The organism is Spiroplasma endosymbiont of Glossina fuscipes fuscipes, assembly GCF_049669535.1.
Taxonomy (GTDB): domain Bacteria; phylum Bacillota_I; class Bacilli_A; order Mycoplasmatales; family Mycoplasmataceae; genus Spiroplasma.
This window is the reverse complement of record NZ_CP187162.1, coordinates 243,440-260,423: the sequence shown is the minus strand read 5'-3', so window position 1 is coordinate 260,423 and position 16,984 is coordinate 243,440. Positions and strand designations below refer to the sequence as shown.

Here is a 16,984-nt window from a genome sequence, read left to right as displayed (position 1 = left end):
TTCTTATTGTAATTTTGTAATATTACTAATTACTTGTTCCTTTCCTAATAAATAAATAACCTTTGCTAGTTCTGGTCCGTGTTCTTGATGAGAAGTAAAAATTCGAATTGGCATAAATAGATTCTTTCCTTTCATTTTATACTGATCACCCATTTTTGTAATTAGGTCTTTAATACTTGTTTCTGTTCAATCTGATAACTGGTCTAACTGTGCTTTAAAAGTTGCAATCATTGCTTCATAATCAGTTAATTCTGTTAACACCGTCATTGTTGCTGATGTCAACTGCTCAACTGGCTCAAAGAAAGATTTTGCTAACGCAACAATTTCCGCTCCATATTGAAGTTCTTTTTTATAAATTAATAATAACATATTTACTCATTCTGTCCCCTTTTTTGTTAAATCATATTTTTGGGCTAAAAAAGGTCGAACAAAAGCAAGATAATCTTCATCACTAAGTTGTTTAAGATAATAATTGTTCATTCAAGTTAATTTTTTAACATCAAACATGCTTGGTGATTTACTAAATCGTGTTTCATCAAATAACTTAATTAATTCATCATGTGAGAAAATTTCTACTGTTCCTGATGGCGATCATCCTAATAAACTAATAAAATTAAAAATTGCTGATGATAAATAACCTAAGGTACGATACTGACTAATAAATTGCATTAAATGACTATCACGTTTTGATAATTTTTTATGTTGTTCATTAACAATTAAAGTCAAATGTGCAAAAATTGGTGGTGTTACTTTAAAAGCTTGATAAATCATTAATTGTTTTGGGGTATTAGAAATGTGTTCTTCACCGCGAACAACATGACTAATCGCCATTAGCATATCATCAATTACCACGGCAAAATTATAAGTTGGAATCCCATTTGACTTTAAAATAACTCAGTCACCAAGGTCTTTTGATTCAAAATGAACTGGACCACGAACTAAATCATCAAAATCATAACTCGTATTACCAGGAACAAAAAAACGCAAATTATATGGCATTTGATTTGCTAATTTTGTTGCAACTTCAGTTGCTGATAAATTTCAGCATTTTCGATTATAACGTGGTGAAAGATGCCCGGCCGCTAACTGTGCTTCGCGATCTTGTTCTAATTCCGCTGGCGTACAAAAGCAATAATATGCTTTCTTCATTTTCAATAACTCTTGAGCATATTTTTGATAAAGGTCCAATCGTTCTAACTGACGATATGGCCCATAAGCGCTCGGGCGATCAATTGTTTCGTCTGGTTCAATTCCTAATCAACGTAAATTGTCTAATTGTGATGCAATTGCTCCATCAACATTTCGTTCTGTATCAGTATCTTCAATCCGCAAAACAAAAACACCTTGATAATGTTTTGCAAATAAATAATTAAATAAGGCTGTTCTTGTATTTCCAATATGTAAAAACCCAGTTGGACTTGGGGCATAACGTAATCTAATCTTTTGACTCATTTTAATTCCTCATTCTAACTTCTAACGATTCTCGCTTTTGACCAACAGTAACGTTGTATAACTTTGAATAATATTGCTAAAGTTCTTTTCTGTTGTTGTTGCTTTAATATTAATATTTTTATCTTCTAATTGTAATAAGTGCTTTAAGTTCATCTTAATTGCTGTCTTATATGCTTTTAATTTTGGTTCATCAACAATAATTGTTGTATCAATGTTAACAATTTGATAATTTTGATTAACCATTAAAGTTAGTGCTTGTTCTAAAATTACTTGTGAATTAATATTTTTGTTTGTTTCATCAAACCAGTCCCCTAAATCACCAAAACCCAATGCCCCAATAATTGCTTCACTAATTGTGTGTAACAAGATATCACCATCAGAAACAGCGTCAACTTGATATTGACATAGAATAAAAATTCCCCCCAAGAAAAATCCTGTTCCTGCTTTTAAATTATGTAAATCATAACTATTACCAACACGCATTATTATTCTCCTTAAACATTAAATTTAAAAAAACAAATATCACCATCTTGCATTATATAAGTTTTTCCTTCACTTCGTAAACGCCCATTTTCTTTGACTGCTTTTTCACTACCATATTTTATTAAATCAGCATAGGAATATATTTCAGCCCGAATAAACCCACGTTCAAAGTCAGAATGGATAATACCAGCACACATTGGTGCTGTTGAACCTTTTTTAAAAGTTCATGCTCGAACTTCTTGTTTTCCGGTGGTAAAAAATGTTTGTAATCCTAATAACGCATATGATTTTTTAATTAATTGGCTTAGTCCCGCTTCTTTAATTCCATAGTCACTCATCAGCAACGCACGATCGGCTGCATCTAACGCCGATAATTCTTCTTCAATTTTGGCACAAATAACAACAACTTCAATCTCGTTTTGTTTGCCATATGCTTTTACTTTTTCAACATATGCATTATCTGATTGATTAAGATCTGTTTCCGCAATATTAGCAACATAAATAAATGGTTTAATTGTTAACAAATTAAAACTTTTCACAACTTTTAATTCATCTTCTGATAAGGCAAGATCTTTTAATAATTTATTTTTTTCTAATTCCACTGCTAACTTTAATAATAACTCATATTCAAGGACATCATCTTTTTGCTTTAATGTTTGTGCTTTTTTTACCACTTTATCAATTCGCTTCTTAATTTGTTCTTGATCAGAAATAATTAATTCCAAATTAATAATTTCAATGTCACGAATTGGATCAATTGTTCCCTCAACATGCGTAATATCTTTATTATCAAAACAACGAATAACCATACAAATTGCATCAGTTTCACGAATATTTTGTAAAAAAGCATTTCCTAATCCTTCCCCTTTGCTAGCACCAGCAATCAATCCTGCAATATCATAAAATTCAAATGTACTATAAATCGCTTTATTTGGTTCACAAAGATTAATTAAGGTCTCCATCCGTTCATCGGGAACTTCAACTGTTCCAACATTAGGATTAATTGTTGCAAATGGATAATTTGCTGCTTCAACTTGTGAATTTGTAATTGCGTTAAATAAAGTTGATTTACCAACATTTGGTAAACCAACAATTCCCATTTTTAATGCCATCTTTTTTCTTCCTTACTATCAATTAATCTTCTGTTAAACCTAATAATTCTAAAATTCGATTTAAATCTTTTAATCCGTGGTAATTAATAACAACTTTATCCGTATCAATAACTACTTTTGTTCCTAACTTTCGCATAATTTTATTTTCTAAAAATTCATTAACAGTTCGTTTTGGCGGAACTTTCTTATTATCTTCTTGCGTTTTTGTTGGTTTTACACCATAAGTTTTAACTAGTTCTTCAACTTGTCGTGCATTTAAATTAAGACTTACAATTTTATCAACAACTTTTTTAAATTCACTTTTATCAATGTGAAGACTAACTAATGGTTTAACTTGTCCCATTGTTACTTTATTTTCTAATAATAATTTTTGAACATCAGCTGGTAAATTTAATAAGCGTAAGGTATTTGTAATATGACTACGTGATTTTCCAATCCGTTTTGCTAATTCATCTTGTGTTAAATCTAATAATGCAATTAATTCTTTATAAGCATTTGCTTCTTCAATCGTATTCAAATCAACTCGTTGAATGTTTTCAACCAATGCCACTTCTTTCATTTGTTGATCATTAAAGTCAACAATAATTGCTGGAATTTTTGTTAATCCCGCTAATTTAGCAGCACGACTACGACGTTCTCCAGCTACTAAATAATAACCATTACTTGTTTTTTTAACAATAATTGGTTGAATCAAACCATATTCTTTAATTGATTGTGCTAATTCTGCCAACTCCTCATCATTAAAAGTTTTTCGTGGCTGATGTGGATTTGGAAAAATTTCTGTTAACGTAATTTCATTAGCCGCTGCTTTTAATTCGTCGCTACTTTCAATTTCCTTAATTACATCGTTAATTCCTTCACCAAAAATTTTATCTAATCCTTTTGAACTTAATCGACTCTTATTGTTTGCCATTGTTTGCCAACACCTCTCTCGTTAATTCTTCATACGCAATTGCACCCGCTCCACCTCTATCATAATCAAAAATACTTAATCCATGCGAGGGTGACTCACTAATTTTAATATTTCGAGGAATATGCGTTCGATACACTTTTTCATTAAAATACTTTTTAACTTCCGACATTACTTCAAATGATAGTTTTGTTCGTGAATCAAACATTGTTAAAACAATCCCTTCAATTGTTAAATTTTTATTAAACATTTTTTGTACAAAGCGAATTGAAGTTAACAACTGGGCTAAACCTTCTAATGCATAATACTCTGCTTGAATTGGAATCAAAACAGAGTCAGCACAAGCTAATGCATTTCGATTAATTAACCCTAATGAAGGTGGACAATCAATTAAAATAAAATCATATTTATCACGAATTGGTTTAATCCGATCAAGTAAAATACTTTGATTGTCATCTAATTTTTCCATTAAATACACATCTGCTCCAGCCAATGAAATTGTTGCTGGTGCTAAATCAACATTATTGATAACTCCTGGAACAATAATATTTTTTAACGGTACCTGGCCAACTAAAACATCATACATACTCATCCCATCATGAATTTCATCTTTATTAGCACCCGTTCCAGTTGTTGCATTCCCCTGGGAATCAATATCAACTAATAAAACCTTCCCCCCACTTCGTGCTAATCCAGCTGCTAAATTAATTGAAGTTGTTGTTTTTCCAACCCCACCTTTTTGGTTTGTGATTGCAATAATTTTCCCCATAATTTTCCTCTCTTTGCTCTGTAACTAATAATTTTATATACTACTATTATATAACACTTTACCCAATTGGAAATTTTTTTATTTGATTAAAACTTCGTGGATATGGTTTTATTGTTGGTGCTGTTTTAATAAAATAACAAATATTACGTTCCCCCAAAGGAGGGATGTTTTCATATTGGGTTTGTTCCAGTTCCAAATTTAGAACCTTCAATGTTGCTTGCGCTGTTGCCAATTCGTTAACAATATTAGGTCCTTTATAACAGATGACCCTACCTTGCACCTTAACCATTCGCACAACTAATTCTAACAACAGCCCTAAATTAGCAACTGCTCGTGAAACAACAAGATCAAACTGTTCAGAATGTTCTCAACTATAACTTTCAGCACGAGCATGAACAATTTCAACATCATCTAACTGTAACTTGGTAATTAGTCGTTGTAAAAACAAACAACGTTTTTCTACTGCTTCAATAATTGATAATTTAATTGTTGGACAAAAGATTTTTAAAATAATCCCAGGAAATCCAGCCCCGCTTCCAACATCAGCAACTTTTGTTTTATCATCAAACGAATATTTTTTTAACAATAATGCTGAATCAAGAAAATGTTTTATATAAACATCCTCGCGACTAACAAGCGTTGTTAAATTCATTACCTTGTTTTGTTCGACTAAATATTGATAATATTGTTCTAATTGTTTTTCTTGTTGCTGACTAATAACAAGTTCAGAAAAATAAGCATTAATTAGTTTAATCATCATAACCCCTCATAACTTTTAATTGCGTTAACATTATAACAAGATATTTGTTAATATATAAATAGATAGCAAAAAATAGGAAAAAGGAGCTTTAAATATGAATAAAAAAGCATTAATTGTTATTGATTATCAAAATGATTTTGTTGATCCAAAGGGATCATTATATGTTCCTGGAGCAGAAAAAATCCACCACCAAATTTTAAACCTAATTAAAAGTTTCCAAGATAATAAAGACTTAGTTATCGCCACAAAAGATTTTCATCCCAAAAATCATTGTTCATTCACAAAATGACCACCCCATTGTCTTGCCAATAGTTTAAGAAGTGAACTTTATCAATTACCAGAAAGTTATTTTGATAAAATTATTTTAAAAGGAACCCACCAAGGCCTTGACAGTTATAGTGCTTTTTTTAGTGACGATCAATCTTCCAACGGTTTACATGAATTCTTGCAAGAGCAAAATGTTACTGACCTTGTTCTAGTTGGTGTTGCTTTAGATGTTTGTGTTTCAGCAACTTTAACTGATGCTATTAAACTAAATTATCATGGTTTTCTTGACCTAAGATGTACTGTTGGTCTGAAACCTCATATTACTTTTTAAAAAAAGTTATTATTTTCAAAATAATAGCTTTTTTAAAAATCATCATCATTGTCAAAATCAATGTTTTTTACCCGCATAATGGTTTCACCATTTGGCAATTGACCAATACGCCCACTGGCACTACCTCTTCATTTAACTTGATAGTAAATAATTCCTTTAGCATGTAGGATTTTTAATAAGTCAATCCAATTGTATAATTGATCGCGATACATTCAACGTTTTTCGCTATGTGCTTCTATTAAATTTCGATTGTAAAAACTATGCGGATGTGACCACATTCGAATTTGACGCATTGTATTTTCCCGTTTTGATACAATTTCAAGATTTTCGGCACGATTATCCCGTGGATTACCATTAATATGATCAATTGTCATATTCGGTGGCACTTGACCAATAAATAACTCAACAACTAATTTATGCAGCGGTTTTGTTTTTGTTTTTCCTTCTTCACGACGACGAATTAAAAAATAATTCGTGTTTTTAGGTTTTTTTAATTCCTTAAATTTCTTGGTCACATTATTACGAACACGACCCATATTACTAATTTCAAGATAAGGAAAATCAGGATGAATTTTTCAAATTTCTGTGTTTTTTGTTTTACTCATTTTTAGCCTCTTACTTTTTCGAAACTGCCTTATGATTTGTAATATAAAAACGATATGGTTTTAACTTAAAATTAGTTGCATAATCAATATTAACCCGTGGGGTTGTTGTAATGTCAAAAACACTCGGGATTGTTTCTTGTCCTAAATATAATGTTGAACTTTTAATAAGGTCAAGACCATCATCAGTTTTATTAATTTTTAAATAACGTGATAGTTTTCCGGGGCCGTTTGCTAAATTAGGTTTACTAATAAAATTAGGAATTGTTTCATCAAGAATAATTTCACCAGCCCGCAACAAAACAGCACTAGGGTAATCGACTTGATCAGTAACAATATTAAAACAAAAATACATCCCATAAATCATAAAAATATGAGCATAGCCACCTTGTCAAAATAATGTTTCATTTCGGAGACTTCGTTTATTATTAAAACCATGATTAGCATCATCAGCTGGCCCATCATAAGCTTCTGTTTCAATAATTTTACAAATAATTTGTTTCCCATCAATAATACGAATTAAATACTTCCCTAATAATTGTTGTGCAACAATAACAGCATTTTGCGAAAAAAAAGCAGGATCTGCTAACCGTGTTAAATTTAGCATTTCTGTGAAAAAAGCATAACAAAAATTATTGCTAATTTGTTATGCTTTCTTAACCAATCTTTTCACATTGGTCGAAATCAACCTCGGTAGGTGTTAAACGACCAAACATCTCTAAGTTTACCGTTGCAATTCCTTTTGAAGTATCAATTTTTGTGACTTGTCCTTCCATTTCAACAAAAGTTCCTGATAAAATACGAACATAATCATTAACTTCAAAGTTAGCAACAAACACTTTTTTAACTTTTTTTCCTTGTTGTGCTGCCGCTTTTTTAGCTGCTAGTGATTTTGAAAGCATTGTCTTTGCTTCTTGATCAGTTAATGGAAACGGTTTTGTTCCACGTCCTGATGATCCAATAAACCCTGTAACACCAGTTGTATTTCGGACAATATATCAAGCTTCATCATTCATAATCATATTAATAAAAATATATCCTGGATAAACATTTTTTTCTGTTGCTTTTGTTTTTTTGGCAAGTACTGTCTCTTTTACAACTCTAATATCAAAAACAACATCTTTCATATTTAATGATTCTACCCGTTGAATTAAATCATCACGGACACGATCTTCGTGACCAGAATAACAATTAATTACATATCATTTTCCGGGATACTTCGTAACATCTTCTAAATCTTTACTATTATCCAATTTATCATTATTCGCCTCTAGTTCTGTCATTGTGTTTTGTTCTGTCATTATTTTGCTCCTTTAATTCTTACCTATCATATTATTATATAATGCGCGCAACAGTTAGTAAATGGTGTAAAACTAAATCCAATACTAAATAAAATATCGCAAAAGCAATAATAAATAAGATTGTTATTAAAAACTTGCGTCCTAAACTACCTTTGCTTGTCCAACGAATTCTTGTTACTTCTTTAGCCATTTTAACGGGAAATTCACGAAATGCTAATTTTCAATTTGTTCTTTTACTTTTATCTGAATGTTTACGCTTAAAAAGACCTTTTTTAATTGGTTCACCATTTTCATCAATTTCTGGTGCAATAATTTCTTTTTTTGTTCCAACTTGAATTGGCGCTGTTTTACTTGCTTTTTTTTGAAAAATTAGCGCTGCTTTCTCATTTTTCTTTTGTAATTTTAACGCCTTTTTTTCTTCCTTTGTTAAAATTGGTTTAATTTCTTTTTTTGCATTCTCATCTTTCGCTTTTTTAGCCATTACGAGCACCTACCTTGTTTCTTTATGTTTCGTATGCTTGTTACATGTTTTACAAAACTTATTTATTTCTAATCGCTCTTTTTGTGTCATCTTATTCTTAAATGTTGAATAATTCCGGTTTAAACATTCCGAGCATACTAATATGATCTTTTCACGCATAATATTCACCATATTTAATTATAGTATATTAATAAAAATATTGATATAGTTAATTTAATTATTTTTATAAAAATTTTTTGTTTTTTGCATAATTCGTTGCATTGCATTATCAACTTGCCGATAGTCTAGTGCTAAAAGTTGATGAATATTATAAATATTTTCCCCCGCATACCACAACCGAAAGACTTCTTTTTCTAATGGTGATAACTGTTGATAAAATAGTTTAATAACTTGTTTTTGTTCATCAAAACGCGCAAGTTTTGATGAAAAATATTCTTCATCACTTGTAACATTATCATTTGCTAATTTAACATAATAATTTAAAACCCGATTTTTCATATTTAAACATTGGCGAATTTGTTTATGAATATCTCATGTATAACGTTAAAAAATAAAATCTTTTAATTTTTTGCGTGATTGGGGATTATACATTTTTGCACTTTCTAACACTAAAAAATATTTTAAACTTTCTAAATCGGATAATTCAATTGGTAAGACAAAATACTTATAAAAAGTTCGCCGCTTTACTTCTTCTAAAAAGGGCCCATATAATTTATATAAATTAATTATTGCTTTATTATTGTGACCTTCTTGAAATAAATAGAGTAGTTCATATTCATTAATAAGAATCAATTCCTTTCCAAATGTTAACTTATTGTTGTAGCATTTTAATTTGATAAATTAAAATTGCACTAGCAACTGATACATTTAAAGAATCTAGATGTCCTGTTGTTGGAATATAAAGGTTAAAATCAGAATGTTTTAGTAACTTAGGACTAATCCCCATTCCCTCACTCCCAACAATTAAACAAACAGGAGTATCATAACTTAATTCATTCACTTTTTGTGCTTCTGTTGTTAAACTGGTAGCATAAATTCAAAAACCTTGTTTTTTTAAATATTCAACAGCATTTGTCAAATTATTTACCCGAGCAACAGGAACATAATTAAAAGCTCCTGCCGAAGTTTTTGCAACAGTGGCATTAATATCAACTTGCCGCTTATCCAAAATAATGACCCCATCAACATTAAACATATCACAAGTTCGGAGAATAGCCCCAAAATTATGCGGATCAGAAATTTGGTCAAGAACTAATAAAAATGGATGCTTCTTTTGTAAGGAATGTTCAGTTATTGTTTCAAGCAAATAATTTTGCGGTTTTAAAATTTCTAGCATTAAGTTTTGATGCTTATTTGTTTTTACTAAAGATGTCATTTTATCAAAGGAACAAAAAACAACCTTCAGATGACGATCTTGTGCTAATTTTAAATAATAATCATTATTTTTATTTTTATCTAATAAATATAATTTATTAGCCTTCATTGTTGGACTTAATAAGGATTCAACAACTGGATTAATTCCATAAATGTATATATATTCTTGCATATTATCTTCCTTTTCCTATTTTATTATGCATAACCAATATTAATAAATTATTCTACAAATATTATATTTCAATTTGATACTTTTTAATAGTTTCTTTTAATTTTTCCATTGCCCGTTGATAAATTGCCAAATTTTTTGCCGATTTACTTGAAAATTTAGTGTCTAATGTTGGTAGAATCCCGATATTTGCTTTCATTGGTTTTAAATCTTTTTGTTTTGGATTAGTAACATAATTAATTAATGAACTCAAAACGGTTTCTGATGGTAATTTAATTAAGGGTAATTCCATCATATATTGATAAACATTAAGAGCACATAATAATCCTGATGCGGCTGACTCTAAATAACCTTCAACACCAATAATTTGACCAGCAAAAAAGATGTTACTATTTTGTCTAAATTGTAAATACTGATTTAAAACTTTTGGGGCATTAATATAATTATTTTTATGCAAAACACCATAACGAACAATCTCAACATCAGCTAAACCAGGAATGAATTGCTTAATAATTCGTTTTTGCTCTGATCATGTTAAATTTGTTTGTCAACCAACCAAATTATATAAACTATCAATGACATTGTCTTGTCGTAGTTGGACAACAGCAAATGGTTGCTCACCATTTTGATTTAAAAGTTTATTACTACTCATTGGTCCATTTAATAAGATTTTCTGTGATGTTTGCGCCATAATTTCAATTGGCTGACAACCTTTAAAATATTTTTCAAAAGCAGGGATAATAACGCGCTTCGCATTAACCAATTCTGTCACTAATTGTCTAAATTCTTGCTCAGTTAATGGACAAATAATATAATCCTTTTGATCGGAATGGCGTGCACCATAATATGCTTTAGTAAAATCAATTCCGGATTTTGTAATAATTGGTACTGAACCATCATAATAATATAACGCTTTGTTCCCAATTAATTTTTTTAATTCTGTTTCAAAATTTGGACTAATTAACGGTCCTGCTGCAATAACAGTAACTTGTTGTGGGTCAATCGTTGTAAATTCATCATATATAATGGAAATATTAGGATGATTTAATAATGTTGCTGTAATTTTTGCAGAAAACAACTCACGATCAACACTAAGAGCATCATCTCCCAGCACTTGCACTTTATATGCTGTTTTTAAGATTAATGAATCCAATAGTTTTAATTCCTCTTTTAAAATACCAATTGCATTTTCTTTTGATACACTACGAAAAGAATTAGAACAAACTAATTCCGCAAAAGTTTCTAATTTTTGAACTGAATTTTTGTGCTTTCCCTTTCCTTCATATAAGTTAACTTTTAATCCTCGTTTCGCTAATTGATACGCAATTTCTGAACCAGCTAAGCCTGCCCCAACAATATTAATTTCTTTTGTTTTCATTGGTTTAAAGAATATCTTTTTCTAATAAAACTTTTCGAAGTTCATCAGCTTTAACAAAATCTTTACTATCTTTAGATTTAATTCATTCTAATAAATATTCACGAATTTCACCACTAATAACTGGTAATTTAAAATTAAAATTCATAATATTAAAAATTATGTTATAAAAATCACTCGCTAATTGAAGATCTAACATTTTATTACGTAATTGGGTGTTAATCATTTTTATCATTTGACTAATAATTGTTAAAACATTAGGACTATTTAAGTTATTTTCTAACTCAACAAGAACCTTTTTAACATGGTCACCATGTTTTGCTAAATTGTAACTTAAATCATATTCTGCTAAAAATAAATTAATTGCTTTTAAAACTTTTAAAATCTTGTCAATTTCATTTTGAACAACTCCAATAATAGTATCAGTAACATTTAGTGGTTGAGTATAGTTAGTTGCATATAACAAATAGCGCAATGTATTAGCACCATATAATTTAATAAAGTCACGAACTAAAATACTATTATCTAATGACTTACTCATTTTTTCATTTGCAACGTTTAAATGTCCATTATGCATCCAAATTTTACTAATTTCTTTCCCCTCATTTTTAGCAAAAAACTGAATTCGTTCATTCTCGTGATGCGGGAAAACCAAGTCAATCCCACCAGCATGAATATCAATGGTTTGATTGTTAAAGAATTTATCAATTAAAACAGCACATTCAGTATGTCACCCTGGACGACCCATATATTTTTGACCATTAAGATCATAAAATGGAAATGAAAGTCCTGTTGAAGTATTTTTTCATAAAGCAAAATCATATTGACTATGCTTATTTTCATCATGGTCAATCCGTGCATTAACTTCTAATTCTGCTAACTTCTTGTTAGCTAAGCAACCATAAACCTCTTGATATTTTTTAATATTAAAATAAACGTTACCCTTAACTTCATATGCTGCTCCAATTTTAATTAATGCTTGAATAAAAGTAACAATATCATGGATATGATCAGTAACCCGTACCCACTTTGTTGGCATTTTAATATTTAAATTAGTAACATCTTCTTCAAAAGCCTGAATATAAAATTCCGCAATTTCTTGTTCAGTTTTATGTTCTGCAGCAGCTTTATTAATAATTTTGTCATCAATATCAGTATAATTTTGGACATAATTAACTTCAATTCCTTGAAATTGTAAAAAACTAACTAATAAATCAACACTAATAATAGCACGAGCATTGCCAATATGAATATAATTGTAAACCGTCGATCCACAGGCATAAATATTAACTTTTTTTGTTTGACCATAATCTGTAAAATCACGAGTCAAAGTATTATATAATTTCATACTTCACCCTCTTATCTATTTGATTCAAATTCCATTTTTTTAAATGAAACAAAAGCATTTGAATATCCGCTGGATTAATCCCCGAAATCCGATTCGCTTGCCCAATTGAAATAGGGCGAATCTTTTTAAATTTTTCTCGTGCCTCAAGTGCTAAATTATCCACTAAATCATAATTTAAATTAGCAGGAATCAATTTGTTTTCCAATTTAATTGTTTTTAAAGCAATTTCTTGTTCTTTTTTAATATACCCTTCAAAACGAATATTGATTAACAAATTTTGTTTTAAAAAGGATTTTAAATTCTTTAAAGATAATAACTCCTCTTCCAAATATTTTAACTCTATATTTGGTCGTTTTAACAAATTATATCCCGAGATTCGTTCGGTAATATTCGTAATTCCTAACGTTGCTAACTTTTGAATGATTGGTGACTTTGTAGTAAAATAAGTATCTTTTAGTAATTGGATTACTTCATTATAACTTTTGACATTTGCTTGATATTCGTTTCAACTTTGTTCATCAATTAAACCAAACTGGTGAGCATATTTTTTTAAACGTTCTTCCGCATTATCATTTCGTAATAATAACCGATATTCTGCACGAGAAGTTAATAACCGATAAGGTTCTTCTGTCCCCTTTGTAATTAAGTCATCAATTAAAACGCCAATATAAGCTTGATCACGACGTAAAATAAATGGTTGTTGGTCATTAATACTTAATACCGCATTAATTCCTGCCATTAATCCTTGACAAGCAGCTTCCTCATAACCGCTTGTTCCGTTAATTTGTCCAGCCGTATATAGGTTTTTAATTCGTTTTGTCTCTAATGTGTGCGCCAACTGTGTTGGAACAATCGCATCATATTCAATTGCATAAGCTCATTTTAAAACCTCAACATTCTCAAAGCCAGGTAACGAACGTAGCATTTTGTCCTGAACATCAATTGGCATTGATGTTGAAAATCCTTGTACATAAATTGTATCTAAACTTTTTGATTCTGGTTCTAAAAAAATTTGGTGACGAGGTTTATCGGCAAAACGAACAATTTTATCTTCAAAACTAGGACAATAACGTGGGCCAGTCCCTTTGACATTTCCAGAATACATTGCTGATAAAGGTAAGTGGTCTTGCACAATGGCATGTGTTGTTGGTGTTGAATGAATTAATCAACATAATTCTTGTTCTTGTAGCGGTGTAAATTTTTTTGTTGCATAAGAAAAAGCTAATTTCATATCAGTTCCTGGTTCTGGTTGAGCTTTTGTATAATCAATTGAAGTATTAAGCACACGAGCTGGTGTTCCTGTTTTTAACCGAAATAATTCAAATCCCAAGTGTTTTAATTGTGTTGATAATCCTGCTGTTGTAATATCTCCGTCGGGTCCCTGTGATTTTTTTTCTTTTCCTTGCAAAACCAATGATTGCATATATGTCCCTGTTGTTAAAATAACTTTCTTCGCAAAAAATTGGGTTTGATCTTTTAAAATAACACCATAACAAACATTATTATCATCAACCAACAAACTTTGAACTGCTCCTTCATATACCTCTAAATTAACTTGGTTTTCAATAACGGTTTGCATATATTTTGAATATTTAATTTTATCTGATTGTGCTCGTAATGCTCATACTGCAGGTCCGCGAGAAGAATTTAATAGTTTCATTTGTAAAGCAGTTGCATCAGCAGCTTTTGCCATTTCACCACCAATAGCATCAATTTCACGAACAACAATCCCTTTTGCTGGGCCACCAATTGAGGGATTACATGGCATTAAGGCAATTTTATCTTTATGTAAAGTAATTAACAATGTTTTTTTCTGCATTCTAGCCGAAACTAAACTTGCTTCAACACCAGCATGACCCGCGCCAATAACAATTACATCATATTCTTTCATTAGAATCCCTCCTTTATATTATTTTACTAATTTAATTCTGTCTTAATTAGTTTTAATTCTTGTTCAACATTTAAACGCTCAAATAAATTTTCTTTTTTTTCTATCCTTTTATTATATATCATTTCTTGACTTAAAATTGTTGAAAATGTTAAATTTTGTAAATCAATATTAAAGTAATCCGCAATTTTTTGCGCATGATCAATTAATACTGGTTGTAATAAAAAAGCACTAACAACAATGACATAAGCTAACGTTGCTAACGTTGTATGTAATTGTGCTGTTTCTTGATTCTTTTCTAATTCTCATGGTTTACTTTCTTCAATATATTTATTTGCTTTATTACATAATTCTAAAACAATACTTAATGCTTTTGAGATTTGATAATTATTCATTGCCACCTGATAACTTTTAATTGCCAAAAGACAACTATCAATTAAATCATTTTTTAATAGTCCTTGTGATAGAAGTTCCCCATTAAAATATTTACTAATCATATTGCTTACACGTGATACTAAGTTACCAATGTTATTAACTAGATGGGTATTATATGATTCGAAGAACATTTCATAAGAAAACTTTCCATCATTATCCGTTGGAATTTCATATCCTAAATAAAATCTTAAAACATCACGACCATATTGATCAATTAAGTATAATGGATCAACAACATTACCAATTGATTTACTCATCTTGGTATCTTTAAATAAAATTCAACCGTGTGATAAAAGTTTGTTTGGTTGACGTAGTTCCAAACTTTCTAACATACTTGGTCAATAAATTGTATGAAACCGCGCAATCTCCTTCCCTAACAACTGCAAAATCTCAACATCTGGATTATTTCAAAACTTGTTAAATAATGTTTCATCATCTGATAAATAACCTAATCCTGTTAAGTAATTGGATAATGCATCAATTCAGACATAAATAATATGCTTATCATTTTCTAATGTTTTAATTCCTCAGGAAAAAGTTGTTCTTGTTACTGATAAATCAGTTAATCCTGGCAAAATAAAATTATTTAACATTTCATTTTTTCTTGCTTCTGGTTCAATAAAGTCTGAATGCTCATTATAATAATTAGTTAAAAACTGACTATATTTTGAAACTTTAAAAAAATAAGTTTCTTCCTTAACTTTCTTTGGTTTGTTCCCACAAACCAAACATTGTTGGGTTGTTTTATCTAATTGTGATTCTGTTAAAAATTCCTCACAGCTAACACAATACAAACCCTCATATTCACCTAAATAAATATCCCCTTTATGATATAACTTACTAAAAATCTTTTGAACTCCAAGTTCATGAGTCTTATCTGTTGTTCGAATAAACTTTGAATACTCAATGCCTAACTTATTTCATAGTAACTTGAAATTGTTAACAATCATTGTTGTAAATTCATATGGTGTAATACCTGATTCTTTTGCCTTCTTTTGAATCTTTTCACCATGCTCATCACTACCAGTTAAAAAAAAGGTTTCATAACCATCTAACTTTTTATAACGGTTCAAAATATCCGCCAAAGTTGTTGTATAAGCATGACCAATATGTAGCTGGGCGCTTGGATAATAAATTGGTGTTGTGACATAAAATAATTTCTTGTTTTGGCTCATAATATCCCTCTCATTTTTGTAATTGCTAATATAAATTATATCGCATTTTCTGTTTGAAAATAAGGTTCTTTACTCTGATTCTTAACTTTCAGTAAACCATGGTGCAAATAAAAAATAGTTATCAACATAACTATTTTTGATTGTCAATAATTTATCTTGTTACTTCACTTAGTTTCCGAGAAGAAATACTACGTAAACCTTCTCCTAACATTTCTGTCATTTGATAAGCAATATAAATAAAATCAATGTCATCAATACGATCACTATAACTTGCCTTTAAAATTTTAACTGCCTCTTTATACAATTTATTATGGTAAACTTTAATGTCCAATTTTTCTTTAAAATAACTATAAGATAACGTTTTAGCATTTAACAATAGAGAATCAATTCGTAGTGATAATGTTTTATAAGTATCAGCTAACGCTAACTCCAAACGATATGTAAAATCATCTTCAGTAATAACACGACCGCTATTTCGAATCCAAAGTACATTGTCATATAACAATTGAATCGGATTAGTTGAATCGTGAATTTTTTCAATACTTAGGACTAATTTTAATTGGTCACGAATATTATGAAAGTGTTTTTCTAAAATAGGATTTTTCATTTTAATAATCTCCTTCAATCCTTAAACTTTTTATAGCACTGGCATAAATACGCAAAAGGTATCATTATTCAGTTTTATATATTATAAGATTATTTTCTTATATATAATTATCATAACATAAGAAATATCTTTTTCTAAAAAAAAA

General features: G+C 29.7%; 20 protein-coding genes. 1 reads left to right on the top strand and 19 read right to left on the bottom strand.

The genetic code is table 4. From position 1 onward, the window contains the following. Positions 1 to 3: 3 nt before the first annotated feature. The 6 genes from gltX to rsmG are packed head-to-tail and all read right to left on the bottom strand — an operon-like array spanning position 4 to position 5,486. The gene (gene gltX / locus ACOBWH_RS01550; protein WP_424526778.1) at positions 4 to 1,452 is read right to left on the bottom strand and encodes a glutamate--tRNA ligase; all 1,449 of its coding nucleotides are present in this window, start codon (positions 1,450 to 1,452) and stop codon (positions 4 to 6) included. 21 nt (positions 1,453 to 1,473) lie between these two features. After that, the gene (ispF, locus tag ACOBWH_RS01545) at positions 1,474 to 1,935 is read right to left on the bottom strand and encodes a 2-C-methyl-D-erythritol 2,4-cyclodiphosphate synthase (protein ID WP_424526777.1); all 462 of its coding nucleotides are present in this window, start codon (positions 1,933 to 1,935) and stop codon (positions 1,474 to 1,476) included. Positions 1,936 to 1,946: 11 nt separating this feature from the next. Next, positions 1,947 to 3,047 (bottom strand): redox-regulated ATPase YchF, encoded by a 1,101-nt coding sequence (gene ychF, locus ACOBWH_RS01540; protein ID WP_424526776.1) that lies wholly within the window; start codon positions 3,045 to 3,047, stop codon positions 1,947 to 1,949. 22 nt (positions 3,048 to 3,069) lie between these two features. Further along, positions 3,070 to 3,960: a ParB/RepB/Spo0J family partition protein gene (locus ACOBWH_RS01535; protein ID WP_070406417.1), complete on the bottom strand. Its 891-nt coding sequence runs from the start codon at positions 3,958 to 3,960 to the stop codon at positions 3,070 to 3,072. After that, positions 3,947 to 4,726, bottom strand: a complete 780-nt coding sequence (locus ACOBWH_RS01530) for a ParA family protein (RefSeq protein WP_424526775.1) — start codon at positions 4,724 to 4,726, stop codon at positions 3,947 to 3,949. The genes ACOBWH_RS01535 and ACOBWH_RS01530 overlap by 14 nt, the downstream gene beginning before the upstream one ends. A 58-nt stretch (positions 4,727 to 4,784) precedes the next feature. Next, positions 4,785 to 5,486 (bottom strand): 16S rRNA (guanine(527)-N(7))-methyltransferase RsmG, encoded by a 702-nt coding sequence (gene rsmG / locus ACOBWH_RS01525; RefSeq protein WP_424526774.1) that lies wholly within the window; start codon positions 5,484 to 5,486, stop codon positions 4,785 to 4,787. A 94-nt stretch (positions 5,487 to 5,580) separates the two neighbouring features. Between rsmG and ACOBWH_RS01520 the strand changes: the two genes are divergently transcribed. After that, on the top strand, positions 5,581 to 6,084 hold the full coding sequence (locus ACOBWH_RS01520; protein WP_424526773.1) for an isochorismatase family protein: 504 nt from the start codon (positions 5,581 to 5,583) through the stop codon (positions 6,082 to 6,084). A 32-nt stretch (positions 6,085 to 6,116) separates the two neighbouring features. On the opposite strand, the gene ACOBWH_RS01515 is transcribed toward ACOBWH_RS01520, so the two are convergent. The 13 genes from ACOBWH_RS01515 to ACOBWH_RS01455 form a co-directional block, all read right to left on the bottom strand. Beyond that, positions 6,117 to 6,689 carry an HNH endonuclease signature motif containing protein gene (locus ACOBWH_RS01515; RefSeq protein ID WP_424526772.1) on the bottom strand — a complete coding sequence of 191 codons (573 nt, stop codon included), beginning with the start codon at positions 6,687 to 6,689 and terminating at the stop codon, positions 6,117 to 6,119. 10 nt (positions 6,690 to 6,699) lie between these two features. Next, positions 6,700 to 7,293 (bottom strand): DNA-3-methyladenine glycosylase, encoded by a 594-nt coding sequence (locus tag ACOBWH_RS01510; protein ID WP_424526771.1) that lies wholly within the window; start codon positions 7,291 to 7,293, stop codon positions 6,700 to 6,702. A 49-nt stretch (positions 7,294 to 7,342) separates the two neighbouring features. Next, positions 7,343 to 7,987: a transcription termination/antitermination protein NusG gene (gene nusG, locus ACOBWH_RS01505; RefSeq protein ID WP_424526770.1), complete on the bottom strand. Its 645-nt coding sequence runs from the start codon at positions 7,985 to 7,987 to the stop codon at positions 7,343 to 7,345. 34 nt (positions 7,988 to 8,021) lie between these two features. Then, the gene (secE, locus tag ACOBWH_RS01500) at positions 8,022 to 8,468 is read right to left on the bottom strand and encodes a preprotein translocase subunit SecE (RefSeq protein ID WP_070406410.1); all 447 of its coding nucleotides are present in this window, start codon (positions 8,466 to 8,468) and stop codon (positions 8,022 to 8,024) included. A gap of 9 nt (positions 8,469 to 8,477) precedes the next feature. Next, a complete protein-coding gene (gene rpmG / locus ACOBWH_RS01495; RefSeq protein WP_071890193.1) occupies positions 8,478 to 8,627 on the bottom strand; it encodes a 50S ribosomal protein L33 in 150 nt (49 codons plus the stop codon). A gap of 54 nt (positions 8,628 to 8,681) precedes the next feature. After that, on the bottom strand, positions 8,682 to 8,966 hold the full coding sequence (locus tag ACOBWH_RS01490; protein ID WP_424526769.1) for a hypothetical protein: 285 nt from the start codon (positions 8,964 to 8,966) through the stop codon (positions 8,682 to 8,684). 45 nt (positions 8,967 to 9,011) lie between these two features. Beyond that, positions 9,012 to 9,260: a hypothetical protein gene (locus ACOBWH_RS01485; protein ID WP_424526768.1), complete on the bottom strand. Its 249-nt coding sequence runs from the start codon at positions 9,258 to 9,260 to the stop codon at positions 9,012 to 9,014. A gap of 19 nt (positions 9,261 to 9,279) precedes the next feature. After that, complete coding sequence (gene rlmB, locus ACOBWH_RS01480) at positions 9,280 to 10,014, bottom strand: 23S rRNA (guanosine(2251)-2'-O)-methyltransferase RlmB (protein ID WP_424526767.1); 735 nt, start codon at positions 10,012 to 10,014, stop codon at positions 9,280 to 9,282. Between the two features lie 61 nt (positions 10,015 to 10,075). After that, positions 10,076 to 11,389 carry a methylenetetrahydrofolate--tRNA-(uracil(54)-C(5))-methyltransferase (FADH(2)-oxidizing) TrmFO gene (gene trmFO, locus ACOBWH_RS01475; protein WP_424526766.1) on the bottom strand — a complete coding sequence of 438 codons (1,314 nt, stop codon included), beginning with the start codon at positions 11,387 to 11,389 and terminating at the stop codon, positions 10,076 to 10,078. A gap of 4 nt (positions 11,390 to 11,393) precedes the next feature. Continuing rightward, positions 11,394 to 12,734: a cysteine--tRNA ligase gene (cysS, locus tag ACOBWH_RS01470; protein WP_424526765.1), complete on the bottom strand. Its 1,341-nt coding sequence runs from the start codon at positions 12,732 to 12,734 to the stop codon at positions 11,394 to 11,396. Continuing rightward, positions 12,721 to 14,625, bottom strand: a complete 1,905-nt coding sequence (gene mnmG, locus ACOBWH_RS01465; protein WP_424526764.1) for a tRNA uridine-5-carboxymethylaminomethyl(34) synthesis enzyme MnmG — start codon at positions 14,623 to 14,625, stop codon at positions 12,721 to 12,723. Before mnmG ends, cysS begins: the two co-directional genes overlap by 14 nt. Positions 14,626 to 14,651: 26 nt before the next feature. Continuing rightward, positions 14,652 to 16,262, bottom strand: a complete 1,611-nt coding sequence (gene metG, locus ACOBWH_RS01460) for a methionine--tRNA ligase (protein ID WP_424527369.1) — start codon at positions 16,260 to 16,262, stop codon at positions 14,652 to 14,654. A gap of 121 nt (positions 16,263 to 16,383) precedes the next feature. Continuing rightward, positions 16,384 to 16,839, bottom strand: coding sequence for a hypothetical protein (locus ACOBWH_RS01455; RefSeq protein ID WP_424526763.1), 456 nt, complete (start codon positions 16,837 to 16,839; stop codon positions 16,384 to 16,386). Between the last annotated feature and the right edge of the window lie 145 nt (positions 16,840 to 16,984).